Raw genomic sequence first — 26,732 nt, 5'->3', positions numbered from 1 at the left:
TCCTCCCAAAAACAAAGGGCCGCCCCCCGCTGTCGAGTCGCTACTTCGTGCGTGGGCGGGAGTGGAAGCCTAGGCCCTCGTCCTGTGCGCCCATCCAGGCCGCCTCGTCGGATTTGCTGTCCGGTACGTAGATGGTCTCCTGGGGGCGCCGGGTCACTTCGGGCGGCGGCGACTGCTCGAACTCGTCGGCATCGATGACGAGCCGGTCGAGGTCGTTTTCCAGCCGTCGCACCGTGTTCGCGTCGCCGTAGTGGGTGCGCAGTGCGCCGATGGATTGCCGGAGCTGGTTGACCGCGTAGCGGAGTTCCGCGATATCGCTGCGTGTCATCGTTACCTCCTGAGTTCCCCGGTGGCCGTGCGAGCCCGGCCAGCACGGGCGGTTCCGGAGATCTCCCCAGGGCCGCGCGCTACCGAGTCGTGTGACTCACCACACAACGTGATTTACAACACAGTACAGAAAGAATCCCGAACAAGCTCGTGCGATTCGGGATTCTCAGATTTGCGGATATGTTGCCCGCGTCTTCGGGGGGTGCATCGAGGGTGCGCGCTCCCGCGACGGTTCGCAACCGCAGCGGTGAAGTTCGGCCGGATCAGCTGGCGGCGGCGTACTCCGGGCCGGGGGTGGTCATCGTCGCCGATACCCGGTTCACCAGGGCGACGATCGACAGGGCGACCTCCTCGGCCCGCTCCAGGATGACGCTGTGGCCCGCGCCCTCGACCCGGACCAGCTCCGAGCTGGTCAGTTGCGCGGCCAGCAGCACCGAGTGCGCGAACGGCACCACGATGTCGGCCGAGCCCGCGAGCACCAATGCCGGGATGGTGCCGAGCCGGTGCAGCGTCGCGGTCTCGTCGAACGCGATCAGCGAGCCGAGGAAGCTGGACATGGTCAGCAGCGGCGTCTCGTTGAGCATGGCCGTCGCGACGGCGATCATCCTCGGATTGATCTTCCTGGTGCCGAAGCTGGCCTCGCGCATGATCGGCTCGAAGATGCGCCGGGAGAACCGCTTCGACGCCTGCATGACCCGCGGCGCGCGCAGCACGGCGGTCTGGAGCGAGACCACCGCGTACCGGTGCAGGAGCCGGCCGACGCCGACCTCGGTGAGCCCGTTGGCGGCGCCCGCGATCAGGCCGACGCCCACCACGCGCGTCCCGATGGCCTCCGGGAACAGCCTGGCGTAGGCGAGCAGCACCATCGCGCCCATGGAGTGTCCGATCAGCACCACCGGGCCGACCGGCGTGACCGCGCGCAGCACCGCGTCGAGATCGTGGCCGAGCTGGTCGATGGTGTAGGTCGCCGGGTCGGCCACGCCGGACGCGCCGTGGCCCCGGTGGTCGTAGAAGACCATCCTGATGGCGTCGCCCCACTGGCGCGTGAGTTGTTCCCGCAGGAAGGACCACGATTCGGTGTGCAGGCAGTGCCCGTGCACGAACACAGCGGTGAGCGGCGCATCGTCGGCGCCGAAGGTGCGGACCGAGATCGGGATACCGTCATCGGTCGACACCGTGACACGGTGGCCGTCGTAATCGGCGGCGCGGCGGGCGATCGTCGACATTGGCTTTCTCCTGCGGCGTGGCACCTGTGCCGGAGCGTCTTGACAGGTTGTTCGATATCCATTTCCGCGCCGTTAGCCGCCCATACCGGACGTTATGGACACGTTGTCCAACCGAGGCCGCCGGTCGATCGGTTTCGGTTGACCGACCACTTCGCAGGAGAATCTACGAAAATCTAGCCGAATCGCTAGATAGTCGGAGATTCCGCTCGATCGCCCGCTCACGACCTTCGTATCGGGCGGTCTACCGAACCTCCTAGAAACCCCCAGATTTTGCGGACGAACCACAGCCGCCCGCGTGTATCGGCAATCTATGACTCTCTACCGAATCGGCGATACTCGCGCAGAGTCGCCTGACGCCCGGTGGGGACCGGCCCCACCGGGCGCTCTGCGCCGACCTCTACGTGGCGTGGGTTCGCGTCGAAGGCAAGAACGGACGCAGCAGATTGGCCTCGGTGGACGGTCCCACCTGCCAGTCGGCGATCCACGGTCCGGTGCCCTCGCTGGGGTCGAAGATGCCGTCCTCCAGCCACTGGTACCGCCCGTCCAGCACTCCCCTGGTGAGCGTGCGGTCCTCGTCGTCGGTGTTCTCCCACAGCGCGTCGAAGAGCCTGCGCACCCGGACGCGCGATTGGCGGCAGAACGTGTCGGCGAGTTCCACGGCCGCGTGCCCCTCGGGTCCTCCGCTCGCGAGCTGCGCCTGGGCCCGCACGCAGGCCGCGGACATGGCGAACAGCTCGGCGCCGATGTCGACGATGCGTCCGAGGAAGTTCTGCCGGTACTCGAGACCGGCCTGCCAGCGGGCCATGGCGTACATCAGCGAACGCGCCTGCTTGCGCGAGTTGCGTTCGACGAACCGCAGATGCCGTGCCAGTGCACCGAATTCGGCGTAGGTACCGGTCACGGTGCCCGCGCCGACGGCGAGCTGCGGGAACCACTTGGCGTAGAAGCCGGTGGCGCCGACGGCGGCCTTGGCCTTGTCCTTGAGCTCGGCGTTGCGGTCGACGAGCGCGCCCGCGGCGGCCATGTGCGCGTCGGCCATCTCGCGCGCGATCAGCAGCCGCATGATCTCGCTGGAACCCTCGAAGATCCGGTTGATGCGCAGGTCGCGCAGCAGCTGCTCGGCGCCGACGGCCCGCTCGCCACGGGCGGCGAGCGACGCCGCGGTCTCGTAGCCGCGTCCGCCGCGGATCTGCACCAGTTCGTCGGCGATCTGGCAGCTCATCTCGCTGGCCCACAGCTTGGCGAGCGCGGCCTCGATGCGGATGTCGTTGCGGCCCTCGTCGCACATGGTCGCCGAGAGGTCGAGCGCCGCCTCCAGCGCGTAGGTGGTCGCGGCGATGAAGGAGATCTTCTCGCCCACCGCGGCGTGCTCGCCGACCGGCCTGCCCCACTGCACGCGCTGGGCGCTCCACTCCCTGGCGATCTTCAGCGACCATTTGGCGGCGGCGGTGCACAACGCCGGGATGGCGAGACGGCCCGCGTTGAGCGTGGTCAGCGCGATCTTGAGCCCGTCGCCCTCCCTGCCGATGAGGTTGCGCTTCGGTACCCGCACGTTGTGCATGCGCGTCAGGCCGTTCTCGATGCCGCGTAGACCCATGAAGGCGTTGCGGCGCTCGACGGTGATGCCCGGACTGTCGGCCTCCACCACGAACGCGGAGATGCCGCCGCGATGCCCTTCGCTCTTGGGCACCCGCGCCATCACCACGAGCAGTTCGGCCACGACGCCGTTGGTGGTCCAGAGCTTCACGCCGTTCAGCTCGTAGGCCTCGCCGTCGGCCGTCGGGGTCGCGGTGCTCGCCATGCGGGCCGGATCGGAACCGACATCGGGCTCGGTCAGCAGGAACGCGCTCACCGCGCCCGCCGCGCAGCGGGGCAGGAACTCGGCCTTCTGTTCGGGGGTCCCCGCCAGCTTCAGCGGCTCGGGCACGCCGATGGACTGGTGCGCCGAGAGCAGCACGCCGATGCTGGGATGCGCCGAGCCTGCGAGCATGAGCGAGCGGTTGTAGCCGTACTGCGACAGGCCCTGGCCGCCGTAGGACTCGGGGATCTTCAGGCCGAAACAGCCGAGTTCGGCCAGGCCCTTGACGTACTCGTCCGGGATGCGGCCCTCGGCCTCGATCACCGACCCGTCGATGCTCTCGCAGAGCGGCCGCAGCCGCGCCAGGTAGGCCTCGGTGCGGGCGGCGTCCTCGGCGCTCGGCTGCGGGTAGGGGTGGATCAGATCGAGCCGGAACCGTCCGAGAAACATCTCCTTGGCGAACGATGGTTTGGCCCAGCCGGTTTCGCGGGATTCCTCGACCAGTGCGCGAGCCTGTTCTTCGGTGGCGTCGACTTTCGCGGCAGTCGCCATGGTGTCCTCCTCGGAGGTGATCAGAATCACATTCGAGTGTAGGAAAGTCGGTTACTCACCGGTAGGTGAATGGGGGTATCGATTTCTATCGATTTCTAATGATCTTGATAGAAAGGTGAATACGCGGGTGCGCTCCGGGCGTGCGCGGTCTATGGACGGGCGTCGCCTTCGCGGTGCGTCCCCCGTCGAAGTGGCGATCACACGCTGCGCAGATAGCGTCCGAAGTGCGGGACGGTGAAGCCGATCGTGCCGCGCTCGGCCGAGTAGATCAGCCCCTTCTTGATGAGGCCGTCGCGCGCGGGCGAGAGCGAGGCCGGTTTGCGGCCGAGTTCGGCGGCCACCGCGGCCGTCGCGACCGGACCGTCGTCGCCGGACAGATCGGCCATGGCTCGCATGTACTCCCGCTCCGCGGGGGTTGCCCGCTCATAGCGAGATCCGAAGAACCCGACCGCCAACTCCTCCTCGGCGGCGGGCGAGGCCACCTCGACATCCTCGGCGGTGATCGGGCTCTCCGGGGCCTGGTCCCAGACCGCCTTGCCGTAGGCCTGCACGAAATAGGGATATCCATCGGCCTTTTCGTACAGTGCCTCCAGCGCCTCCTCGGTGAACTTCACCTCCTCGCGCTCGGCGGGCGCGATCAGCGCCCGGTCGGCCGACTCCCGGTCCAGCCGATCGATGCGGTGGTAGCTGAACAGGCGCTCCGAATAACTCTTCGATGCGGAAAGCACCGCGGGCAGGTGCGGCAGACCCGCCCCGACGACGATGAGCGGCGCGCCGTCCTGGCTCAGTTCGTGGCAGGCTCCGCAGATCGCGGAGATGTCGGCGGGGCCCAGGTCCTGCATCTCGTCGATGAATATCGCCATGCCGACGCCGATGTCGCCGGCCAGCGCCGCGGCTTCCTTGAGCAGCTCCACCAGATCGATCTCGATGTCGCCGGAATCGGCGCGCCCCGACACCGCGGGCACGTCGATACCGGGCTGCCAGCGCTCCCGCATGCCCTTGTCCGCGGTGGCCCGCAGCGCGAAGGCTTTGAGAATGCCGAGGAAATCGTCGACCCGCTCCGGATTGCGGTGCGCCATGGCGATGGCGCGGGTGGCCATGTGCAGCGCGGAGGACAGCGGTCGGCGCAGTTCCTGATCCGGCCGCGCCTCGATCTTCCCGGTGCCCCAGCCGCGCGAGATGGCCGCCGAGCGAAGCTGGTTGAGCAGCACGGTCTTACCGACGCCACGCAATCCGGTGAGCATCACGCTGCGTTCCGGCCTGCCCCTGGCGATGCGCTCCAGCACGATGTCGAAGGCGGCGAGTTGCTTGTCGCGCCCGGCGAGTTCGGGCGGGCGCTGACCCGCGCCGGGTGCATACGGATTGCGCACGGGGTCCATGCCCACACACCGTAGCGCGTTCGGACATCGGAATCTTGCTATCTCTACGTGATGTCGTAGAGAGGGGTATTTCGCGCTTGTCTTCTGCGCGGAAGTCTTTACGCTTGGGGCGGTTCGGTGAACGGTCGGCGCGCGGGAACGGAGGGGTCATGTCCGAGGAGTCAGCTCCCCACACCACCGCCGAGGTGGTCGAGTCGTGGACCGTGCCCGCCGGGGCGACCCAGGCCGGCCTGATCCGGTCCAACATCCTCGTCGCCATCGAACAGGGATACGACGACCCGCAACTGGTAGCCGATCTCGCGGTCGGCCCGTTGGTCATGGCGCTGGGCAAACTCGAGCTGGCGGTGGCCAGGCTCGAAGCCGAACTCGCCGAGGCGCGCAGGCGGATCGTGGAGCTGGAGCGGGCGGTCGCCGACCGCGACGCGCGATAGCGAACAGGCACTGCACGGTTCGTAACAGCTACTCGACGCGCCGTGACCTAGTCGTGACCTAACGGGCGCAGCAGCATTTCGCCCGGTCGTCCAGTGAATTTTCACAAGAGGCCGAAAACCACGCGCTGTGCGCTGGACAACACCGCGCCGACATCGTAATCTCTTCGTGACTTCATGGAGGGAGTCGCTTCGTAAGTGGAGTGGCGCCATGAAGTCACCGCCTAATCGGCTGTCGGAGCCACACCAGGATCCGGCTGTCGAACCGGGGACCCACAGGTTCGTCTGGGGTGAATCCGCAAAGGCCACAAGGCCGCCGCGGTAGGGCCGATCTTCCCGGCCCGAACCCGTCAGCTAACCCGGTCGGTGGAAGAGCAGGAAGATCGGAGACTCAGCTCGGTGGGTAAACACAGCTTGCAGCGGGAATCGCGACTGCCGAATTCCGTGAAGGGTGCTCTCGTCTTGGGTGCGGTGGCCGCCACCGGCGCGATGCCCGCGGTGCCCGCGATGGCCGCCACGATCAACATCCCCGGCCTCGGTGGTTTCGATGTGCCGGTCCCCCAAGAATTCGAGCAGCCGGTCCAGCAGCTCAACCAGCAGCTTCAGCAGGCGCTCGCCGCGCCGCAGCCCGGCGCCCCTCAGCAGGCCCCGCTCGCCGCGCCGCAGTTCCCGAACTTCCAGATGCCCAACCTGTTCGAGCAGCAGAACAGCCCGGGCGACATCGCTCTCGACGCCGCCAAGTCCAAGGTCGGCGCCATGTACTCCTGGGGCGCCGCGGGTCCGTCGAGCTTCGACTGCTCCGGCCTCGTGAAGTGGGCCTACCGGCAGGCTGGCATCGAGCTGCCCCGCACCAGCTTCGAGCAGTCCCACGTCGGCGCTCCCGTCGCCTTCCAGGACCTGCAGCCCGGTGACATCGTCGTGACCAACGGCGGCGGCCACGTCGGCCTCTACGCGGGCGACGGCAAGCTGCTCAACGCCGTTCAGTCGGGCCAGCCGGTGTCCTACACCCCGCTGCGTCCGGACATGGTGGTCACCGCGCGTCGCATCGTGGACTGACGAAAACCGTCGGACGAGGTCCGTCGTCGCCCGCCGTGGTTGGAGCGACGGCGGACCTACGCATAGTCTGAACCAGTGCCGCAGGGAATACAGGCTGCCCCATCGCAGGCCAGGGTCGATTCCTGGATCTGGGCGGTACGCCTGTTCAAGACCCGGTCCGCGGCCGCGGAGGCCTGCCGAGGCGGGCACGTCCGCGTCAACGGCGCTACGGCCAAACCCGCCCAACCGGTGCGGCCTGGTGACGAAATCCGTATCCGGGCCGGCGGTGTCGAACGCATCGTGATCGTCGAGCGGGTCATCACCAAGCGCGTCGGCGCTCCGATCGCCGCGCAATGCCTGATCGACCGCAGCCCGCCGCCGCCCTCCCCCGAGATCCTCGCGACCATGCCGCGCCGAGATCGCGGCACCGGTCGCCCCACCAAACGCGAGCGTCGCGAAACCGACCGTCTGCTGGGCCGCACCGAGGACTGACCGCTCAGGTCGTCGCCGCGACCACCACGAGATCCTCACGCCGCCCGTCGTCGTGGCCGAAGGTGGTCACATGGCCCCGGCGAATCTCGGGCGCGGTGGCGGCCACCGTCGACTCGATATCGGACGGATAGTGGTTGCGGCCCTCCACGACGATGAGGTCCTCGAGCCCGTGCTACCGAATCGATCACCGCGTGCCGAAAACCATTGCCCGCGAACGTCTCCGTGAACAACTCGCCGTCACGGTGCCTCGCTGTCGTCTGCGGCGACTCGGTCGGCCAGTGCGGCGCCGAGGGCGGCGATGGTGGGGTGCTGGAAGAGTTCGGCCGTCGAGATCGCGATGCGCAGCCGGGCCTCCAGGGTGCGGCGCACCTCGATCGCGAGCAGCGAGCTGAGGCCGAGATCGTTGAAATCGTCGGTGGCGCCGATGGTTTCGGCAGGCCGGTCCAGTGTGGCGGCCAGCACGCGGCGGATGGCGGCGGTGATCGGCTCCGGTTCGGTGCCCGCCGCGCCATCGGACCGGCGGACAGATCCGTTGCGGGATGCGACGGAAAGTCCCTGGGCCGCAGCACCGATCGCGTCCGGAACCCGCCCGGATACCGATTCGCCGAAGAGCTCGCGGAGCCGGTCGGCTACCGGAGACCGGTGGCCGGAGGGCGTGTAGTCCAGCGCCAGAAGATACGGCCCGCGGTACCGCAAGGCCTTGGCCAGCATCGCCGCGCCGCGTTCCGCGTCGAGTGCGGCGATCCCCGCTCGTCGCAGATGCTCCGCGCCGCCTGCCGCCGCCGCGAGACCCGATGTCCACACGCCCCAGCCGATGCTGAGCACGCGCCCACCGTCCGCCGATGCGGCGATCGCGTCCATCGCGGCGTTGGCCGCGGCGTAGGCGGCCTGACCCGGGGCGCCGAAAGCGCCGGTGGCCGAGGAGAACAGCAGCACGAAATCGGTGGGGTCGGCGGCGGTCAGCGCCAGCAGGTCGGCCGCGGCGCCGACCTTCGGCGCGAACATCCGCGCCAGCTGATCCTGGTCGACGGCGTCGAAGATCGCGTCCTCCAGCGCGCCCGCGGCATGCACCACACCGCGGATGGTGGAACCGCATTCGCGAATGTCGTTGAGCGCGTTGGCGAGATCGCTTCGATCGGTCACGTCGCAGCGGACGACGACGACGTGATCCTCGGACCCGTCCAGCACGGCGGGCACCGGGCGGGGCGATCGCGTCAGCACCACCACGTCGCGTGCGCCGGAGTCGAGCAGCCAGCGCACCGCGACCGCGCCCAGCGCACCGAGACCGCCTGTCACCACGTAGGTTCCGCTCGGATCGATCACGAGGGGTGCGGCGTCGGGCGCGGCCGGGACGAACCGCCGGACGGCCATGTCGCCCCTGGTCATTTCGACTTCGGTCGGAAGGGAGTCGTCGGGTTCGGTGACGAGTTCGGTGAGCCGGGCGAGCGTACGCGGGTCGGAATCGGCCCACACCAAACGCACCTCGCGCCCCGATTCGAGTTGCAGGGTACGAGTGAGTCCGGCAAGGGCGTTGGCGATGACTCCGCCGCGCCGCGCGCGTGCCGGGAGCACCACCGTCAGCGAGACGATCGAGGTGTCGGCTCGAGCGCGTTGGAGCAGGTCCAGCGCCCGTCCGAGCGAGGTCGTCGCGGCCGCTCCGAGATCGGCGCTGTCCTCGGGCCAGACCACCACCAGCGCGGTGCGGTCGGCGGCGTCGCGGGCCGGCGACACCGATGCGAGAACGGCGCTCGCGGCGTCGGGTTCGCGCGCGATCCGCTCGGTCGGCAGCGAGCGCTCCAGCGCGCGGGACAGGCGGACGGCGAGATCGGACTCACCGACCACGAGGGCGCGCCGACGGTGTGCGACGCGGGACGCGTGCGTGCCGGAATCACTCCGCGCCGCCTGTGACGAGCGGGGATCGCCCGCGAGCATCGGCTGCCACGTTTCGATGCGGAACGCGCCGCGTTCGTCCTCGCCGAAATCCTCGTCCTGTCGAATGTGGCCGAGCGCGGCCGCGTCCGCGAAACGGACGCGCACGCCGGCGAACGCCAGCACCGGAACGCCGTGCTGATCGGTGCCCACGATGTCGCCGATCAAGCCCCGCGCCGTGCGCTCACGGACGACGGCGTGCGCCTCGGCCGCCACACGCCCCGGTTCGGTGGACACCCACGCCGTGTCCATCGCGATGGGCAGCGGGACGAGTCCGTCGGGTAGTGCGCCGTCCGCGGCGGCGGCCAGGAGATGCAGGCAGCCGTCCAGTGTTGCGGCACTGTGTAATTCGGCGGCGTCGAAGTGCCCGACCGCGCAGCCCGGCGCGGCCGAGAGCGCACGGAGCGAACGGAATCGCGGACCGTACTCGAGACCCCTGCGGCGCAATGCCTCGTAGAAGGCGCCGGGCGCCAACGGCCGCATGCGGTGCTGGGTGGCGCGGTTCGCGTCGACAGCCCGCATCCAGGCGACGATGTCGGCGGGCGCGGGGCCGGGTGCGGGCCGCGCCGAAGCGAGCACCGTGTCGCCCGCTCGCACCCGCACGCTCGTATCGTCCGCGTGGTACTCGGCGGCGGCCAGGACGGTCAGGTCGGTGCGTTCGTTGACCACGAAATCGGCGATCATCCCGGCGGCCGCGCCGTTCGCCAGGTGCAGCAGTCGGCGTATCCAGTAGACGGCCGGTACCGTCGGAACACCCTGCACCACATTGTCGTCCAGCGAATCCGGGCGGAAGGCGGGGATCGCCGTTTCCGGGCGCGTCTGTGTGACCGGCGCGAATCGACTACGCCGCCAGCGTCTTCGCGGCGGCGGGGCGAGATACGGTCCGCTCGCCGACCAGTCGAGCGAGCGGCCCTCGTCGTACAGCCGGGACAGGCAGCGCAGGAAGGTCCCCGCCTCGTCGTCACGGGCCGCCACCGGATGCGTGGAATCGCGGAAGTCGGGCAACTCGCGGGCCGCCGGAGCGAGGACGGGATGCGGCGCGAGCTCCAGCACCGTCGTCAGCCCGTCCGCGGCCGCCTGCTCCAGCGCGGCCGCGAGTTCCACTGTGCCCGAGGCGTTCTCGGCCCAGTAGCCGCGATCCAGCGCGGCGGTCGTCAGTACGGCGGCGCGGCGCGCGGTGGAGTACATGGGCGTGTGCGGTGTGCGCGGCGCCAAATCGGCCAATCCGTCGACGAACTCGGCGAGCACCGGGGCCACCTGAGGACTGTGCGCGGCGAAGTCGACCGCGATGCGCTGCGCGAACATGCCGCGGCGCTTCGCCCGTCGCACGATGGTGTCGACGTAGCGCGGTGTCCCCGACACCACCACCGAACGCGGTGCGTTCACCGCGGCGATACCCACTTCGGCCTGTACCGGCGCGACCAACCGCTCCGCCTCGTCCGGCGTCGCCTCCAGCAACGCCATCGCGCCCTGTCCGTCGAGCCGCGCCAAGGCGCGGCTGCGCCGCACCGCGACCAGCGCCGCATCGGTGAGCGTCAGCCCGCCGCTCACCGCGGCCGCCGCGATCTCGCCGAGGCTGTGCCCCACGACGGCGTCGGGCCGAACACCCCAGGAGTCGAGCAACTTCGCCAAAGCCACTTGGTAGGCGAAGATCGCTGGCTGCACCAGTTCGGTGGCCACGCGGCCGTCTCCGCCGAGACCGAACCCGTAGCGCGGCGTCCACACCCTCGGCCCGCCCTGCGCCGCGATCGCGTCCGCGGCCTCGGCGAGTGCGCGCGCGAACACGGGATAGCGCGCCGCCAACGCCCGTCCCATCCGCGCGTGCTGTCCGCCCTGCCCAGCGAACAGGAAAAGCACACCGCCGCGCTGCCTGCCCGTACTGGGACCGGTGATCCCTGCGCCGCTTTCGCCGCGGGCCAACGCGCGCAATCCGGCGATCGCCTCCGCGCGGTCGTGCGCGAGCACGCCGGCCCGCGCGTGTTCGGGAAGCAACCGTGCCGCCGCCGTGGCCAAGGTGCTCGCCGCGGACTCGCCCGCCGCATCGAGCCGCTGCGCCAGCGCCAACGCCTGGATCTGTAGATCCGCGACGTCGCGCCCGGTCACCGGGATCAGCACCGGAGGCTCCTCGCCGCGCGATGCCGTCGTCGTCGGATGCCCGCGCAGCACCGCGTGCGCGTTGGTCCCGCCGAACCCGAACGAGCTCACCCCGGCCAGCCGCTCCCGCGGTGGAGTCGCGCTCCAGTCGACCGGCTCGCGCGGCACACGCAGCCCGCGCTCGGTGAGCTTCAGCAGCGGATTCGGGGTGTCGAAGTGGATGGTCGGCGCGATGACACCGTGGTGAATCGACAGCGCGGTCTTGATCAGCCCCGTCACGCCCGCCGCGGCCTCGAGGTGGCCGAGATTGGACTTCACCGAACCGATCCAGGTGTCCGCGGCGTCGTCGTCGGAGAGCACCGCGGCGAGCGCGCCCACTTCCACCGCGTCGCCGAGAGCCGTTCCGGTGCCGTGGCATTCGATGTAGCCCGCCCCGCGCGGGTCGAGGCCCGCGCGGGACCACGCGGTGCGGATGGTCTCGCGCTGGGCACGCCCGTTCGGCGCGTAGAGGCCGTTCGAGCGCCCGTCGGAACCGACTGCCGCGCCGAGGATCTCGGCGTACACCCGATTCCCTTCGCGATGCGCGTCGGCGGTGCGCTGCAGGACCAGCACGCCGCACCCTTCGCTGCGCGCGTAGCCGTCGGCCGCGGCGGAGAACGGTTTGCTGCGTCCGTCGGGCGCGAGGAATCCGCTCTCGGCCAGGTAGTCGGAGGTGTGCGGGAGCAGCGTCAGATTCACGCCGCCGACGATCGCGAACGGCACCGTCTCGTCCGCGAGCAGCCGCAGGGCCAGGTCCACCGCCGCGAGCGAGGACGAACACGCGCTGTCCACCACCAGGCTCGGCCCGTGCAGATCCAGCGCGTAGGACAGCCGGTTGGCGATGATGCTCAATGCCGAACCGGTCACCGCGTACGGCGCGTCCTGCTCGCCGCCGCCGAGCACCGTGACGCCGTGGTCGTATCCGCACGCGCCGAAAATCACCGCGGCGTCCGAACCGCGCGTGCGATAGCCGATTCCGGCGTCGTCGAGCGCTTCGACGGATACTTCCAGCGCGACGCGTTGCTGCGGATCCATCAGCGCGGCCTCGCGGGCGGAGAGGGCGAACCAGTCGTTGTCGAACCACTCGATGTCGTCGAGATAGCCCGCCCGCCTGGTCACCGCGCGGCCCGGCGGTGGATCGCCGGTGGCGTCGCGCCCGCTCGTCAGCAGCCGCCAGAATTCCTCCAAGCCCGCTGCGCCGGGCACGCGGCACGCCATGCCGATGATGGCGACCGGTGGCTGTATGGACGGAGTGCCTGCCGTCATGGCATCGCGAGGAACGCGGCCAGCTGCTCGATATCGGGGTGGTCGTACACGGCTTCCAGCGACACCTCGACGCCCATCGCGTCCTCGAGTTGTGCGGTCAGCCGCGCGAGTTGCGCGGAGATCGGACCGAGCTCGGCGAACGGTGTATCGGTGGACACGGCCGCGGTCTCGACGCCGAGCAACTCGGCGATCGCTGTGACCGCGGCGGCGGTGTGCGCGGCACGCCTGCCGCGCACGTCGGTATGGCCGTTTCGATCGGTATCACTTCGCCCGTCCGGGTGACTGGGCCGCATCTCGTCCTCCCTCCCCGTCTCCCGGCGGATTGCGGCCCGGGAACGGTACCCCCGCGATTATGCCGCACCGGAGAGGGCCGGAAAACGTCCGTTTTCCGCTGCGCGCCTGCGCGTTTGGCGACACGCCGAGAGTTTCCGCCGCCGCGCGTGTCGCCGATGCTTTCCGGAAACCAGCGCGTCACATACGGTGACAACCGTGCCCGAACCCGACCGTGCCACGCGCGCCGAGCGCACGCCGACGCTGCCCACCGTGCTGCGCTGCTGCGCCGCGCTCGCCGCGACCCCTGCGCGGTTGCTGCGCCCACGTCGTCCCGACACCGACCTGCTGGCCCGGCTGACCGTCGCCGAGCCGCCGCGACCTTCCGCTACCGTCCGGCTAACCGTGCTTGCGCAGGGCGAGATGACCGCTCCGGAGACCATCGTCGCCGAGGGCGTGCGCAGCCTGCGGGAGCTGCCGCTGATCATGTCGGCGTTCCTGATCGAACACCCGAAGGCCCGGTTCCTCGTCGACCCCGCGCTGTGCTCAGGCGTGCACGAGCGGGTGATACCCGAGCTGCCGTTCCCAGTGTCGCTGCTGGCCGCGCCGGACAAGCCGGTGCTCGGTCTGTCCGACGCGCTGGCCGCGCGCGATCTGGCGGGCGGCGACATCGATTTCGTCGTTCCCACGCACCTGCACTGGGATCACGTGTCGGGCTTGCTGGAACTGCCCGGCGAGATACCGGTCCGGCTTCCCGCCGCCGAGCACGCCTGGGCGATGCTCGGCGAGCACGCGCCGGTCGGGGTGGCCCGAGGTCCGTTGCGCGGTCGCGCTTTCGACCCGTTCGAACTCGACGGTCCTCCGGTGCTGACCTTCCCGCGCAGCAAGGACCTGTTCGGCGACGGTTCCGTGCTGCTGCTCGACCTGGCAGGCCACACCCCCGGCAGCATCGGCGTGCTGCTCGCGGTGGACGACGGCACCCGCGTGCTGCTCGCCGGCGACGCCGTGTGGAGCAAACTCCAGGTGGACCTGCTGCGCGAAAAGGCGCCCATGCCGGGCCAATTGTTCGATTCCGATCGCGACGCCGCCTTCGCCGTCATCCACCGCCTGCACGCCCTGCCCGACGACATCGAGATCGTCGCCGGTCACGACCTCGCCGCGGTCACGGCACGAGCCGCCCGTAACCCTTCGCGCTGACGCTCGGTTGGACTCGTCGGCGCGGCGGGCCGGGATTCCCGAGCCGCAACGACTCAGGCGAGGATGGAGGCGAGGCGAGCGCTGATCAGCTCCTCCGCCTCCTCCACCATGCGGCCGATGAGTTCGCCGCAGGTCGGGATGTCGTGGATCAGGCCCTGGGCCAAGCCCGCCGACCAGATGCCCGCGTCCAGGTCGCCCTCTTCGAAGACCCGGCGGCCGCGCGCGCCCGCGACCAGTTCCCGCACGTCCTCGAAAGTGCCGCCCGCCTTCTCGATTTCGACCACCTTGCGGCTGATCTCGTTGTCCGCCACGCGCGCGGTGTTGCGCAGGGTGCGGAAGATCAGCTGGGTGTCGAGTTCGCTGTTGGCGACGATCTGTTCCTTGACCTTCTGATCGATCGCCGACTCCGCGGTGCACAGGAAGCGGGTGCCCATGTTGACACCGTCCGCGCCGAGCGCGAGCGCGGCGACCAGGCCGCGCGCGTCGGCGATGCCGCCGGAGGCGATCATCGGGATATCGAGCACGCGTGCCGCGGCGGGGATCAGGATCAGGCCGGGGATGTCGTCCTCGCCGGGGTGTCCCGCGCATTCGAAGCCGTCGATGCTCACGCCGTCGACGCCGATCTTCTGCGCCTTGAGCGCGTGCCGCACGCTGGTGCACTTGTGCAGCACCTTGATGCCCGCCTCTTTGTAGTACGGCAGGAACGGTTCCGGATTGCTGCCTGCCGTCTCGACGATCTTCACGCCGCTTTCGATGATGGCCTGCACGTACTCCGCGTACGGCGGAGGGTTGATCGAGGGCAGGATGGTGACGTTCACGCCGAAGGGCTTGTCGGTCAGCTGCCGGGTGCGCTCGATCTCCTTGCGCAGATCGTCCGGGGTGGGCTGGGTCAGCGCCGTGATGAAACCGAGCCCGCCTGCGTTCGCGACGGCGGCGACGAGTTCGGCCCGGCCGACCCACATCATGCCGCCCTGCACGATCGGGTGCTCGATCCCGAATTCCTCGGTGAACCTGGTACGCAGCATTGCGCTCTCCTCCGTGTGACCGCGGCGTCCGGGGGATCGCTCGCCGCTGTGTTCCCGAACCGCTGTGTTCCTCGAACCGCGCTGTTGCCGGAACCGCTGTGTTCCTCGAACGGTGACGGCTCGTCCCACCGCCGGGTTCGCGTGGGCGTGCCGGACCGCCCCGACGCCATGATCGTGACACGAAAATCGACTTGTGTACAACTGGTAAGTGAGTCGCGGTTCGCATGGATGAGTGGGTATTAGGCGCTCGCGGAGCGCCGATGAAGGCGAAGGATATCCGCATAAGTGCAGCTGAAGGCGGTTTTCATGATCTTGGAACCTCGCTGAGACAATTAACGAGGATTCATCTCTTGATCTCTTGCCGCCCGGTTAAGTTAGTTGTTATTCTCATCTCAATTCAGCCCGTCCACGCGGTCGGCCACTCCGGCGGACGCTTGCAGGCGGTCCGAGAGGAGTACGTGGCATGACCACCGGTGCACAGGCGCTCGACGAGCCGATCAGGTCGCGGCGCAACCACTGGAACAATCAGATCGCCGCCCACGCGCAGATGCGTCCGGACGCGGTCGCCCTGCGGTTCCGTGGTGTGGACACGACGTGGCAGCAGCTGCACGAGCGGTCGCTGAAGTTCGCCGACGCGCTGGCCAGGCGCGGCGTCGGGTTCGGCGACCGGGTGATCCTTCTCGCGCTGAACTACCCCGAATACATCGAGGCGGTCTTCGGCATCAACGCGCTCGGCGCCATCGCGGTGCCGGTGAACTTCCGGCTCACCCCGCCGGAGGTCGCGTACATCGTCGGCGACAGCGGGGCCAAGGCCATCGTCACCGACACGGTCTTGCAGCCGCTGGCCACCGCCGTGCTCGCGCAGGCGCCCGCACTCGAGACCTGCATCGTGATCGGCGGCAAGACCGCCGAAGACGTGCTCGGCTACGACGACGTGTTGGCCGAGGAGGGGACGCCCCACAGGCCGCTGGACATTCCGGAGGACACCCCCGCGCTGATCATGTACACCTCGGGCACCACGGGCAGCCCGAAGGGCGCGGTGCTCTCGTACGCGAACATGAACGCGCAGGCGCTGACCTGTATCCGGGTCATGGACCTCGGCCCCGAGGCCATCGGCTTCTGCACCTCGCCGCTGTTCCACATCGCCGGACTCGGCAGTCTCGCACCGTATTTCCTGCTCGGCGGCAAGACCGTGCTGCATCCGCTCGGCGCGTTCGATCCCACCGAGTTCCTCGACGCCGTCGAGAAGGAGCAGGCCACCACCGCGTTCTGCGTACCCGCCCAGTGGCAGGCCATTTGCGCCGAGCCCACGGTGAAGGACCGCAAGCTCGCGCTCACCATGCTCAGCTGGGGCGCGGCGCCCGCCTCGGACTCGGTGCTGCGCGCCATGGCCGAATGCTTCCCGAACGCCGCCAATGTCGCGGTCTTCGGCCAGACGGAGATGTCGCCGATCACCTGCGTGCTGGAAGGCGAGGACGCGCTGCGCAAGCTCGGTTCGGTGGGCAAGCCGATCCCCACCATCCAGGCCCGCATCGTGGACGACGAGATGAACGATGTCGCGCCAGGCGAGGTCGGCGAGATCGTCTACCGCGGACCGACTCTCATGCAGGGCTACTGGAACAAGCCAGAAGCCACCGCGGAGGCCTTCGCGGGCGGCTGGTTCCACTCCGGCGATCTGGTTCGCGCGGACGACGAGGGGTTCGTCTGGGTGGTCGACCGCAAGAAGGACATGATCATCTCCGGCGGCGAGAACATCTACTGCGCCGAGGTGGAGAACGTGCTCTTCGGACACCCCAAGGTTCGCGAGGCCGCCGTGGTCGGGCGCACGCACGAGAAGTGGGGCGAGGTGCCGGTCGCCGTGGTCGCGCTGATCGACCCCGACGCCGAGCTGACCCTGGACGAGCTGGAGCCGTACCTCAACGAGAACCTGGCCAGGTACAAGCACCCCAAGGATCTGGTGATCGTGCCCGAGCTGCCGCGCAACGCCAGCGGCAAGGTCGTGAAAGTCCAGCTGCGCAAGGACTATTCGTCCTAGTACCTTGCCTGCGTGTCGGTTCCGCGAACTGGGTCGTGGAAACCGGCCACGCGCGCGGCGCGGATGCGTCAGGATCGACGCATGGCGATTCCACGCATCCGCGCCGCCGTGCTGGCCCTGCACTGGCAGGTCAATGTCATCCGGCCCGAGGGATTCTTCGGTCCGATGCTCGCCGCGCCGGTCGCGGCCAGCGGCGTCGTGCCGCGCGCGGTGGACTTCCACGACGCGGCCGCCGCGGCCGAGCTCCCGGTGATCTTCACGCGCTTCACCATTCCCGTCGGCGAGGGCGGGCTGGTGCGCAACACCGGTTTCATGCGGTCGGTCGGCGCGGCACAGACCGAGTTCCGCCCGGAATCGCCAGGCACCCAGCTCATCACGGAGATGGCGGCGCAACCGAGCGCGACCTACGACAATCAGAAGCTCTCGGGGCTGGCGGGCAACGCCCTCGCCGACTGGCTGACCGACCGTGGCCTCGACACCCTGTTCGTCACCGGCGTGGCCACCAACCTGACCGTGGAGCAGACCGCCCGCCACGCAACGGATCTCGGTTTCACGGTGCACCCGGTCGCCGACTGCGTCACCGCCGCCGATCCCGCCTCGCACGAGGCGACCCTCGCCAACCTCGAGCTCGTCACCGCGGGATGCGTGACCGCCGCCGAAGCCCTCGACATCATCCACCGCTGAGCGAACGCCCACTCGAACTCCGCGCCCACCACCGCGGCCGAAACCGTCGATCGCTTCCGCCGCTGAGCACGACAGCGCGCCCCATCGATTCTCCGCGCCGCACCCGCCCGCCGCGCCCGGCGAGAAGGTCGAGTGTCAGCGGAAGCGGACGGGGAATCAATCCGCTCGGACGCGTCCCGTCAGGCCCGGGCCGATCAGCGTCTCCAACCGGCGATAGGCGATGTCCGCCCGGATCGGCGGGTCCGCCTCGGCGATAGCGCCGAGCGTGCCGACCACGCCCCAAGACAGGAAGTTCACCATCGCGGCGAATTCCTCGTCGTCCATGGCGAAGCGTCCGGACAGTTGTTCGGTGAGCACCCGGCCGACCATGCCGCGGGTGGCACGCAGCAGCTGGCCGCCTGCCTTGCGCCCGAGCAGCGCGCGATACACCTCGGGATTCTCCGAGGCCAGCCGGAACAGCGTGTAGATCGGCGCCAGCGGCGCCGAAGGCGGCGGCGCGGCCGGGTCGTCCGGTCGCGCGGCGGTGATGGCCGCGCGCAGGTATTCGGTGCTGCTCACCAGTAGCAGGTCGTCCTTGTCGCGGAAGTGCGCGTAGAAGGTGGAGCGTCCGACGTCGGCGCGATCCAGGATGTCGCGCACCGTGATTCGCTCGTAGGAGCGTTCGAGGAGTAGTTCGATCAGCGCCCGGTGCAATGTCGCCCTGGTGCGCCGCACCCGGCGGTCGGTGGTCTCGTGCATCTCAATCCCTGCGTTTCCGGACGGATCGGGCCGCACTGTCCCGAACCGGACGGATTCCGTACTTCTGCTTCTGGTCGCCGCGGCGGCCACCTTCGATCATGAACATATGTCCGGAAACGCACAACAGTCCGCAAACAAGCAACCCGCCGAGATCGGCATCCTCATCACCCGCCCGCGCGGCTACCGGTTCCTCCGCTCCGCGTTCGCGCTCGGCCGCGGGCGCGCGCTCGACCACGAGTTCATCGCCCACAGCGGCGCCGCGCCCGGCGATCGCGTGCTCGATATCGGCTGTGGTCCCGGTGATCTCGCCCGTGCGCTCGCGGTCCGTGTCGGTCCCGCGGGCGAGGTCGTCGGCCGCGATCCGTCGCCGCGGATGATCGCCTACGCCACCGCGCGCACGAAACAGCCGAACTGCCGCTTCGAGCTCGGCCCCGCGCAGACCCTCGACCGGCCCGACGCCTCCTTCGACGTGGTGACCTGCACCTTCGTCATGCACCACATCCCCGAGGCGCAGCGCGAGGCCGCGCTCGCCCACATGTTCCGCGTGCTCCGCCCCGGCGGCAGACTGCTCCTCGCCGACACCCACCCCACCGGCCGGGTACTACCGGGCGCGATCCGCGCGATGTCCCGTTTCGCGGCCCACCGCACCCGCGACACCGCGACCGACCACCACGCCGACCCGCTCGCCGCCGTCGACATCCGCCGTTATCGAGAACCCTTGCTGGCAGCGGGTTTCCGCTCGGTCGAGTTCGAGACCGTCCCGCCGATCGCCGGAATCCTCCGCGCGACCAAGGACTAGCTCGCGCTCCGCCCTAAATCATGTTCTTCGAGGTCATCCAGCGCATGGTGAACCACCCGCAGAACACCGGCAGCCAGCAGGTGAGGACGCGGTAGAGGAGCACCGCGGGCACCGCGATGTCCACGGAAAGGCCGAAGGCGGCGAGGCCGCCGATCAGGGCCGCCTCGACGGCGCCGACGCCGCCGGGGGTCGGGGCGGCCGAGGCCAGGGTGCCGCCGATCATGGTGACGATCGTGACGGTGACGAAGGTGGCGCCGCCGCCGAAGGCCTCCACGCTGGCCCACAGCGCACCCGCCATGCCGAGCGTGACGGCGGCACCGCCCGCCACGATGATGGCGAACCGCTTCGGGTCCCTCGCCAGCTGGCCCAGTTCGCCGAGCACTTCCTGGAGCTGCGGCCGGACCGAATTGTTCAGCCAGCGCCGCAGTTTCGGCACGAACATGAATGTGCCGATGATGCCGACACCGACACCGGCGGCCAGGTAGATGATGGTCGGATCCGGCACGAAATGGGAGAGGTCCGCCGAGGTCCCCGCCACGATGCTGAACAGGATCAACAGGCTGACGTGGGTGATCACCTGCACCGCCTGCTGCAGCGCCACGGCCGCGGTGGCTCGCACCGCGCCTAGCCCGCTCTTCTGCAGGAACCGCACGCTCAAGGCGAGACCGCCGACGCGCGCGGGCGTGGTCGTCGCGGCGAAGGTGTTGGCGATCTGCATGATGACCAGGTTGCGGAAGTTCGCCATGCCGGAGGCGCAGGCCCACAGCGCGGCCGCGGCGCCGACGTAGGTGAGGCTGGAGACGGCGAGCCCGAGCAGCGCCCACCACCAGTTGGCGGTCTTCAGCTGGGTGAAGAAGGTCGGGACCTGGCTGATGAACGGGTACGCCACGTAGACCAGCCCGATCAGCAGCACCAGCTGAATGATCTGGTTACGGGAGAACCGGGTGATCTGATCGGCCTCGATCCGGTCCTTGCCGGTCTGCTTGCGCACCTCGTCGCGGGTTTCGGACACGACCGACTTCCACTCCGGAATCGACATCCTGATACCGGAGGGGGTGGCTGATTTGATGAGGCGGCGGGTCGCGGTGAGCACGGTCTGCTCGCCGAGCGCTTCGATGGCCGCGCGCACCGCGGATTCCTTGCCGTAGATCGCGGCCGTGGTGACCAGCAGCTGCGCGATGTCGGATTGGATCTGGGTGTCCGAGGCGCCGAACTCGGCGCTGCCGAAACCGCTGAACAGCACGGCGTCCTCGGTGACGCGGATGTCCTCGGGGCGCAGGTCGCCGTGTGCGATCCGGCCCCCGTGCAGCGCGTCGAGCGCCTTCCACACCGTGGGCAGCCGCTCGCCGGGGATCTCGGCGATCGGGACGCCGCCGGAGTCGGTGTGCGCGTAGAGCATCCAGCCGCGATCCAGCGCCGCGACCGCGACCACCTGCTGGCCTGCGAGATCGAGATCGCCCGCGGCGATCGTCATCAGCGCGCGGTGCTCGACGGCGCGGTGCATGGAACCGTGCAGCGCCCCGGTCTCGCTGCTGCGAAAGGTCAGCCAGCGCCACAGCATGCGCAGTGCGCCGTGGCTGCGCTGGTTCTTGCCGTACATCTCGACGGTCAGCTCGCGCTCCGGGCCGGTCACGGCGGTCGAGAGCACCAGCGGCCCCGAGCCCGCGGGCCGCACCACGGTGAATCCGGTGACGGTGTGCCCGCGTTTGGCGAGCACCCGCACCGCGGCGTCGAGCGGCACCTCCAGCGCCGGTGTGCCGACCACCCAGACGATCAGCGCGCCGACCAGCCAGCCCACCGCGAGGCCGAACATCGCCCGCGCGGGCACCACGGTGCTGACCACGAGATGGATCGGCGCGAAGGCCAGCAGCAGGAACCACAACCAGCGCCGCGGCCTGGTCGGCAGCCACGGACTGGAGACGGTGAGCACCGCGGCGAGCATCGCGATCCAGCGCGGATCGTCGAGGAATTGGGAAAGGAAGGTGTCGAGCCGATCGGGCACCTGGAGGTGCCACTGCGGCGCGGAGATGCCGGTGCCGGTGATGGAGAGCAGCAGGCCGGCGACGAGTCCGGCGGCGGCGTATCCGGCGAGCAGTTTCCACTGCCTGCCGATGACCAGTTCGATGAGGATCGCGAACGGCAGGATGAGGATCGCGATGCCGTAGAGCAGGTAGACCAGGTTGGACTGGTCCGGGGTGAGGAAGCCGACGATGTCGGACACCGAATCCTCGAGCGCCAGCCATTCCGGTCTGGTGATGACCGAGGCCGCGATCACCACACCGAGCCACAGCGCCGCGAGCATGACCCGGACGATGTCCGTGGTCCGCCGGATCAGCGGTTCCAGGAGATTGCCCGTTACCGGGATCTCCCGCCCGTCGACTCGCATGTCGTATCGGCACTTTCGGATCGAGTTGGCGCTGGCTCGGCGACCCCCTGTCTCACGTTCCGTGAGTATGCAGCAGGTCACCGCGGGCGATCGGCACCAACACGCCGCGGCGGTGCGGCGTCGCGCGGTGCCGCTTCGGCCCCTGCTCACACTGCCAGAGGCGGCGCCGCGAGGACCCGGCGGGCTCAGTTCGCGACGACGCTGTACACGCCTCCGTTCATCGCGCCCGCGTCCAGTTCCACGATCGCCTGGAGCACCTTCTCCGTCGGAACCCGAGCGGGGAAGCTGTCCGGAGCCACCGCGTTGGCGCGGACGCCGAACTCCTCGAACTCCGCCGCGAGGTGCCGGGTCAGATGGTTCAGCGCCGCCTTCGACGCGGCGTACACCGCCTGGCCGCCCGGGTACACCTTGGAGCCGGAGAGGCTGGAGACGTTGACGATGTTGCGGTTGCGCGCCCGGTTGCCGTCGAGGTCGTGCATCCAGCCGCGCTGCGCCAGCCGGGCCGAAAGCCGCAGCGGCACGCCCACGTTCAGCGCGAACTGGGATGCGAAGTCGTCGATCGCGGAATCCCCGTCGACGAGCCCCTGCGGATGCAGCCGCAGGCTCGCGGCATTGTTGACCAGCAGGTCGATGCCGCCGAACTTGGCCAGCGCCAGGTCGATGACGCGCTCGACCTCGCCGGGCGCGGTCAGATCGGAACGGATCAGGAAGACCCGGGAGTCGTTCTCCGGCACGTCGGCCTGCGGATCGAAGGGATCCACGAACCACTCGTGCTGCGAGGGCGTCGCGGGAATGCGAGCGCCGCAGACGGCGACGATGTCGTAGGAGGTGTAGAGGGCGCGGCAGAAGGCGTCGCCCAGCGTGCCGCCCGCCCCGGTGAGCAGGCAGACCCGGCGGCCGCCGCGGGCCGATTCACCAGTAGACAATGCGGTCTCCTCCCCAACGCTGGATCGCGTCCTCCTTCGGCCGGTGCAGCCACATCACGATGCTGCTGCGCGGCGCCCGGTTGTAGCCGAGGTAGGTGTGCCAGGACCGCGGGGTGCATTCGAACACCACCATCGAGTTGTCCAGCGGCGGCACCGCCAGCGTCGGCGTCGGATCGGCGATGTTGGCGTACAGCCCGGTCTCCCCGCCATCGCCCGGCTGCCATCCCGGATTGCCCAGATAGAACAGCACCGCGACGGCGCGCACCGTCTCCCGCGCGGTGACGCCCTCGGACTTCGTCCCGGTCTTGGTGTTCACGCTCGAATCGGGCAACCGCACCTCACCCGGCCCGGGAGCCGAGCCGGAGAACCACGCCGGATTCAGATCGTTGTGCGGCCAGCCCGCGGGGCTGTCCGGCGCGTGGTGGTGAATCGAACCCTCCACGTCGCCCGTCACTTCCACGCCCGCCACCGACGCGATGAGGTCGTGCCATTCCCGCGAGGTGAACAGTGCGAGCGGTCCGTTGCGCAGGTCGGTGAGCGGGATCGCGTCGGCGCTGTAGTTGTCGGCCACCTTCTCGAACGAGCCCGCCCGCGCAACGCGCACGCGTTCGTATTCGGCGGCGAGCCGCTGGTAGAAGTCGTCGACGAAGACATCGCGTACATACACGTGCGGAAACGGTCCGGACCTGCGGATCCAGCGCCGATGGGCGAACAATTCCGTGAACCACGCGGGCGGCGCGGGCGCCTGACTCACCGATTCCCCTGACAACGTCACTCCCTCCCGGACGAACACGGTGATCTTATTGCCTTCGTCGGCCGAATTTCGAGCGGCCGGGATCTCGGCACAAGAAGGGACACGGGAGGATCGACCGGTGGCTCGTGATCTTCGCATCTGTTTCGTCGGTGACTCGTTCGTCGCGGGCGTCGGCGATCCGCTCTGTCATGGCTGGGCGGGGCGGCTCGGCGTCGCCGCGCACGCCGACGCCGTGCCCTTCACCGGATACAACCTCGGCGTCCGCCGCGAGACCTCGGCCGATATCGCCGCGCGTTGGCAGGCCGAGTGCGCGCCGCGGCTGCCCGAGGGGACCGAGGCGCGGGTGGTCTTCTCGTTCGGCGTCAACGACGCCACGCACGAGAACGGTTCGCCGCGTGTGGAACCCGACGCCACGGCGGCCAATCTGACCGGCATGCTGACCACGGCCGCCGAGCGCGGCTGGCCCGCGCTGCTCGTCGCGCCGCCGCCGATCGACGACGACGCCCACAACGCCCGCACCGCGCGCCTCGACGAACGCTTCGCCGAGATCTGCGCCGCGGCTCGGACGCCGTACGTGCGCGTGCACCACGCGTTGCGCGCGAACGAGGTGTGGATGCGGGAGGTGCGTGCGGGCGACGGCGCGCACCCCGGCGCGGGCGGCTACGACGCGATGGCGGCGCTGATCCTGCCCGCCTGGCGGGAGTGGTTGTCCCGCTGAGTTTCTCGCGGATGCCCTCGATGAAAGGTGGCATCTCGCCTGCGAACAAGCCGCACATTGCTGTCTCAGACGCAAACGCGCGGCGGGAATTCGTTATTCGACCAGGTCAGCCCACCGGCGCCGAGACCGTCTCCCGGTCGCGGAACAGTGGTGTCGCGGCGCTGGCTACCGGTTGTTCGTCGGCGGGACCGTGCGCGATCTCGTCCAATTCCGGGAACCACCGCGCGATCTCGGCCCGGTACGGCCCCTCGGTGCCCAGCTGGCACAGCGCGGCGATCAGCGTGAGCATCGAGCGCGCGAACGGGGTGATCCAGGCGGGCATGGTCAGCTGCCGGATGATGTTCGACAGTCGCGGATCGGTCAGTCGCAGAACGTGTTTGCGCAACCAGCGGGTGCTCAGCCGGTAGGTGTCGTGCTCGAACGGTTCGGTGCACGGCGCGATGGTCGCGAACAGCGCCTCGGCGTCGAAGGCGCGGCCGGGCTCGACGAAACCGTGCCGCCGCGTCGCCGCCTCCAGCTCGCGCGGCCCGCCGCGGAACACCGCGCGGACGCAATCCCGTGCCATCTCGTCGAACCCCTCCGGCGGCCAGACCGCGCACGCGCCGAAATCGACCACGCCGAGCCTGCCGTCCGGCAGCACCCGGAAATTACCCGGATGCGGATCGCCGTACAGCAGGCCGCTGCGCGGCCAGGCGGACGCCATGAAACGAACCATGAGCATGCCGACCCGATCCCGTTCCGCCTGCGAGCCGGACTCGATGACGCGGGTGACCGGCGTGCCGTCCAGCCATTCGGTCACCAGCACGTCGCCGTGCCTGGCGATCACCCGCGGGACGCGGATATCGGGATCGTCGGCGTAGGCGGCCGCGAACGCCTCCTGATAGCGCGCCTCGGCGGCGTAGTCGAGCTCCTCCAGCACGCACTCGGTGATCGCGTCGAGCACGCCCGTGATGTCGGCGCCCGGCAGGAAGACGGCGGCCAGCCCGGTGAATCGGCGCAGCTGCTCGAGGTCTCCTGTCACCGCCGCGCGTCCGCCGGGATACATCACCTTGACCGCGACGGGCGTGCCGTCGCGCCACACCGCGCGGTGCACCTGGCCGATCGAGGCGGCCGCCGCGCGGCGTTCGTCGAATTCCCGGAAATACCAACGCCAGTCCGGGCCCATGCTCGCCGACATGGCGGCGTCCACGGCTCCGGGAAGCATGGCGGGCGCGGCGTCGTGCAGGCGGCTCAGCGCGATCTTGTAGGGCTCGGCGAGTTCCGGCGGCAGCGCGAGCTCGTAGATCGCGAGCAGCTGGCCGAGTTTCGCCGCGCAGCCTTTGAGTTCGCCGAGCACCTCGAAAATGTGCTGTGCGGTGCGCAACTGGATCTCGCGGTCGACTTCGGCGGCGGAACGGCCGAGCGCCCGCTTGCCGACGCCGACGGCGCGACGGCCCGCGAAGGCCACCGGCAGCCCGGCCAACCTGGCGTTGCGCACCGACCGGCGGACCGGAGGCGCGCCATTCGACGGCACCGCGAAGAGGCGTCTACCGCGTGATTCGTCGTCCGAGGGAGCGGGCCCACGTCGAATGGTCATGAATCACCTCACACTGTGGGCGGATCAGTGTTACACAGGTGCAGTCTCGCACAGCAGGGCTTAGACTGTCTGGGACGTATTGGAACACAGTCGAAAGGTGGCATCCGATGGGATCCCAGACGGTAGTCGCCGACGTTGCCGACGAGCTGGCGCGCCGGGTTGCCGCGGGGGAATATCAGCCGGGGGATTTGATGCCGTCGGTCCGCCAGGTCGCCGAAGAATTCGATATGAATCGCGCGACCGCGCAGTTGACCTTGGGCAGGCTGGAATCGTATGGATTCGTCGAGGCGCGTCGCGGTAAGGGTTTCACGATCCGCGATGTGCGGGAGGCGGGCGGCCTCGACGTGTACCGCCACCTGTTCCGGTTCTCGGTGCCGATGCCGGATGTCGCGATCGAGATGTTCCACGACATCGTCGATGTGCAGCGCGGCATCGTCATGGAGGCGCTGCTCGCCTACACCGCGAGCGAACAGGAGGTCGACCCGGCCGAGCTGAAGGCGGCCATCGACGAACTGGAAGCCCTTGCCCGGCTGGAGGTTCCGGACTTCCGCCAGATTCTGGCCATCGAGGTCGCACTGGTTCGGCGTTTGCTGACCGCGCTCGGGCTGAGCATGCAGCGCGCGATTCTCAACACGATCGGCGAGATGGTGCTCGAGGTGCCCGAGGCGATCGAGGCGTACTTCGCGGGCGCCGCCGACCTGCACGTACTGGTGTGGCGGGCGCTCGTCGCGGTGTGGGAATCCGGCTCCGGCCCGTCGGAGGCGCAGCTCGCGCTGTTCGAGGACCTGTTCGGGATGTACCACGACAAGGTCATCGCCCGGTTCGACGAGCTGCTCGGCGGCGGGGAAGCCGACGTCGAGGACGCGCACGCCGCCACCGCCTGATCCGGCAAAACGCACGAATCGGACTGTCTGAGTCTGATGGCTTCGCGCGGTTCCGCGCGCGGTGACCTCCGAATGAGTTGGTCACTTGTTCATTACAGATAGTCGATCATTGCGTCTGAGACAGGTATCCTGAATCTGGCTGGACGGCGTCGCCAGGCGCGCTCGAGGCTCCCGC

General features: G+C 69.4%; 22 protein-coding genes and 1 riboswitch. Of the genes, 9 read left to right on the top strand and 13 right to left on the bottom strand.

Going from position 1 to position 26,732, the window contains the following annotated elements; genetic code table 11:
* Positions 1-40: 40 nt before the first annotated feature.
* The 4 genes from AC3EO7_RS12140 to AC3EO7_RS12125 all read right to left on the bottom strand — a co-directional run bounded on the left by AC3EO7_RS12140 (position 41) and on the right by AC3EO7_RS12125 (position 5,282).
* Entirely contained in the window at positions 41-328 is a 288-nt protein-coding gene (locus AC3EO7_RS12140) for a hypothetical protein (protein ID WP_431971387.1), read from the bottom strand.
* 262 nt (positions 329-590) lie between these two features.
* Entirely contained in the window at positions 591-1,553 is a 963-nt protein-coding gene (locus tag AC3EO7_RS12135; protein ID WP_435591213.1) for an alpha/beta fold hydrolase, read from the bottom strand.
* Between the two features lie 397 nt (positions 1,554-1,950).
* Positions 1,951-3,903, bottom strand: coding sequence for an acyl-CoA dehydrogenase family protein (locus AC3EO7_RS12130; protein WP_431971385.1), 1,953 nt, complete (start codon positions 3,901-3,903; stop codon positions 1,951-1,953).
* Between the two features lie 197 nt (positions 3,904-4,100).
* Positions 4,101-5,282 (bottom strand): AAA family ATPase, encoded by a 1,182-nt coding sequence (locus AC3EO7_RS12125; protein WP_431971384.1) that lies wholly within the window; start codon positions 5,280-5,282, stop codon positions 4,101-4,103.
* 149 nt (positions 5,283-5,431) lie between these two features.
* On the opposite strand from AC3EO7_RS12125, the gene AC3EO7_RS12120 reads away from it, so the two are divergent.
* The 3 genes from AC3EO7_RS12120 to AC3EO7_RS12110 all read left to right on the top strand — a co-directional run bounded on the left by AC3EO7_RS12120 (position 5,432) and on the right by AC3EO7_RS12110 (position 7,237).
* Complete coding sequence (locus AC3EO7_RS12120) at positions 5,432-5,713, top strand: hypothetical protein (protein WP_431971383.1); 282 nt, start codon at positions 5,432-5,434, stop codon at positions 5,711-5,713.
* A 208-nt stretch (positions 5,714-5,921) separates the two neighbouring features.
* A riboswitch (cyclic di-AMP (ydaO/yuaA leader) is annotated at positions 5,922-6,094 on the top strand.
* Between the two features lie 15 nt (positions 6,095-6,109).
* Positions 6,110-6,766: a C40 family peptidase gene (locus AC3EO7_RS12115; RefSeq protein ID WP_431971382.1), complete on the top strand. Its 657-nt coding sequence runs from the start codon at positions 6,110-6,112 to the stop codon at positions 6,764-6,766.
* Between the two features lie 75 nt (positions 6,767-6,841).
* Complete coding sequence (locus AC3EO7_RS12110; protein ID WP_431971381.1) at positions 6,842-7,237, top strand: RNA-binding S4 domain-containing protein; 396 nt, start codon at positions 6,842-6,844, stop codon at positions 7,235-7,237.
* A 4-nt stretch (positions 7,238-7,241) separates the two neighbouring features.
* Here the strand turns inward: AC3EO7_RS12110 and AC3EO7_RS12105 are convergent, their stop codons facing one another.
* From AC3EO7_RS12105 to AC3EO7_RS12095, 3 genes are all read right to left on the bottom strand, one after another.
* Positions 7,242-7,385, bottom strand: a complete 144-nt coding sequence (locus AC3EO7_RS12105) for a hypothetical protein (protein WP_435591212.1) — start codon at positions 7,383-7,385, stop codon at positions 7,242-7,244.
* 89 nt (positions 7,386-7,474) lie between these two features.
* On the bottom strand, positions 7,475-12,565 hold the full coding sequence (locus AC3EO7_RS12100) for an SDR family NAD(P)-dependent oxidoreductase (RefSeq protein ID WP_435591211.1): 5,091 nt from the start codon (positions 12,563-12,565) through the stop codon (positions 7,475-7,477).
* Positions 12,562-12,858, bottom strand: coding sequence for an acyl carrier protein (locus AC3EO7_RS12095; RefSeq protein WP_431971379.1), 297 nt, complete (start codon positions 12,856-12,858; stop codon positions 12,562-12,564). The genes AC3EO7_RS12100 and AC3EO7_RS12095 overlap by 4 nt, the downstream gene beginning before the upstream one ends.
* Before the next feature lie 196 nt (positions 12,859-13,054).
* Between AC3EO7_RS12095 and AC3EO7_RS12090 the strand changes: the two genes are divergently transcribed.
* On the top strand, positions 13,055-14,032 hold the full coding sequence (locus AC3EO7_RS12090; protein WP_431971378.1) for an MBL fold metallo-hydrolase: 978 nt from the start codon (positions 13,055-13,057) through the stop codon (positions 14,030-14,032).
* 53 nt (positions 14,033-14,085) lie between these two features.
* Here the strand turns inward: AC3EO7_RS12090 and AC3EO7_RS12085 are convergent, their stop codons facing one another.
* Positions 14,086-15,057 (bottom strand): NAD(P)H-dependent flavin oxidoreductase, encoded by a 972-nt coding sequence (locus AC3EO7_RS12085; RefSeq protein ID WP_431971377.1) that lies wholly within the window; start codon positions 15,055-15,057, stop codon positions 14,086-14,088.
* Between the two features lie 463 nt (positions 15,058-15,520).
* Between AC3EO7_RS12085 and fadD5 the strand changes: the two genes are divergently transcribed.
* Entirely contained in the window at positions 15,521-17,092 is a 1,572-nt protein-coding gene (gene fadD5 / locus AC3EO7_RS12080) for a fatty-acid--CoA ligase FadD5 (protein WP_435591210.1), read from the top strand.
* Between the two features lie 81 nt (positions 17,093-17,173).
* Positions 17,174-17,776: a cysteine hydrolase family protein gene (locus AC3EO7_RS12075; protein WP_431971375.1), complete on the top strand. Its 603-nt coding sequence runs from the start codon at positions 17,174-17,176 to the stop codon at positions 17,774-17,776.
* Between the two features lie 156 nt (positions 17,777-17,932).
* Here the strand turns inward: AC3EO7_RS12075 and AC3EO7_RS12070 are convergent, their stop codons facing one another.
* On the bottom strand, positions 17,933-18,514 hold the full coding sequence (locus AC3EO7_RS12070) for a TetR/AcrR family transcriptional regulator (RefSeq protein ID WP_435591209.1): 582 nt from the start codon (positions 18,512-18,514) through the stop codon (positions 17,933-17,935).
* 106 nt (positions 18,515-18,620) lie between these two features.
* Between AC3EO7_RS12070 and AC3EO7_RS12065 the strand changes: the two genes are divergently transcribed.
* The gene (locus tag AC3EO7_RS12065) at positions 18,621-19,313 is read left to right on the top strand and encodes a methyltransferase domain-containing protein (RefSeq protein WP_431971373.1); all 693 of its coding nucleotides are present in this window, start codon (positions 18,621-18,623) and stop codon (positions 19,311-19,313) included.
* 13 nt (positions 19,314-19,326) lie between these two features.
* Here AC3EO7_RS12065 and AC3EO7_RS12060 read toward each other — a convergent pair whose 3' ends face one another.
* From AC3EO7_RS12060 to AC3EO7_RS12050, 3 genes are all read right to left on the bottom strand, one after another.
* Positions 19,327-21,699 (bottom strand): lysylphosphatidylglycerol synthase domain-containing protein, encoded by a 2,373-nt coding sequence (locus AC3EO7_RS12060; protein WP_431971372.1) that lies wholly within the window; start codon positions 21,697-21,699, stop codon positions 19,327-19,329.
* A 185-nt stretch (positions 21,700-21,884) separates the two neighbouring features.
* Positions 21,885-22,625 (bottom strand): SDR family oxidoreductase, encoded by a 741-nt coding sequence (locus tag AC3EO7_RS12055; RefSeq protein WP_435591208.1) that lies wholly within the window; start codon positions 22,623-22,625, stop codon positions 21,885-21,887.
* A complete protein-coding gene (locus tag AC3EO7_RS12050; protein ID WP_431971370.1) occupies positions 22,612-23,379 on the bottom strand; it encodes a 2OG-Fe(II) oxygenase in 768 nt (255 codons plus the stop codon). The genes AC3EO7_RS12055 and AC3EO7_RS12050 overlap by 14 nt, the downstream gene beginning before the upstream one ends.
* Positions 23,380-23,497: 118 nt before the next feature.
* Between AC3EO7_RS12050 and AC3EO7_RS12045 the strand changes: the two genes are divergently transcribed.
* On the top strand, positions 23,498-24,097 hold the full coding sequence (locus tag AC3EO7_RS12045; RefSeq protein ID WP_431971369.1) for a DUF459 domain-containing protein: 600 nt from the start codon (positions 23,498-23,500) through the stop codon (positions 24,095-24,097).
* A 106-nt stretch (positions 24,098-24,203) separates the two neighbouring features.
* On the opposite strand, the gene AC3EO7_RS12040 is transcribed toward AC3EO7_RS12045, so the two are convergent.
* Positions 24,204-25,673 carry an ABC1 kinase family protein gene (locus tag AC3EO7_RS12040; protein WP_431971368.1) on the bottom strand — a complete coding sequence of 490 codons (1,470 nt, stop codon included), beginning with the start codon at positions 25,671-25,673 and terminating at the stop codon, positions 24,204-24,206.
* A gap of 107 nt (positions 25,674-25,780) precedes the next feature.
* Between AC3EO7_RS12040 and AC3EO7_RS12035 the strand changes: the two genes are divergently transcribed.
* On the top strand, positions 25,781-26,557 hold the full coding sequence (locus AC3EO7_RS12035) for a FadR/GntR family transcriptional regulator (protein WP_431971367.1): 777 nt from the start codon (positions 25,781-25,783) through the stop codon (positions 26,555-26,557).
* The last annotated feature ends 175 nt before the right edge of the window (positions 26,558-26,732 follow it).

It is taken from the genome of Nocardia sp. bgisy118 (genome assembly GCF_057708605.1).
This window is presented reverse-complemented; position numbering and strand designations above follow the sequence as displayed.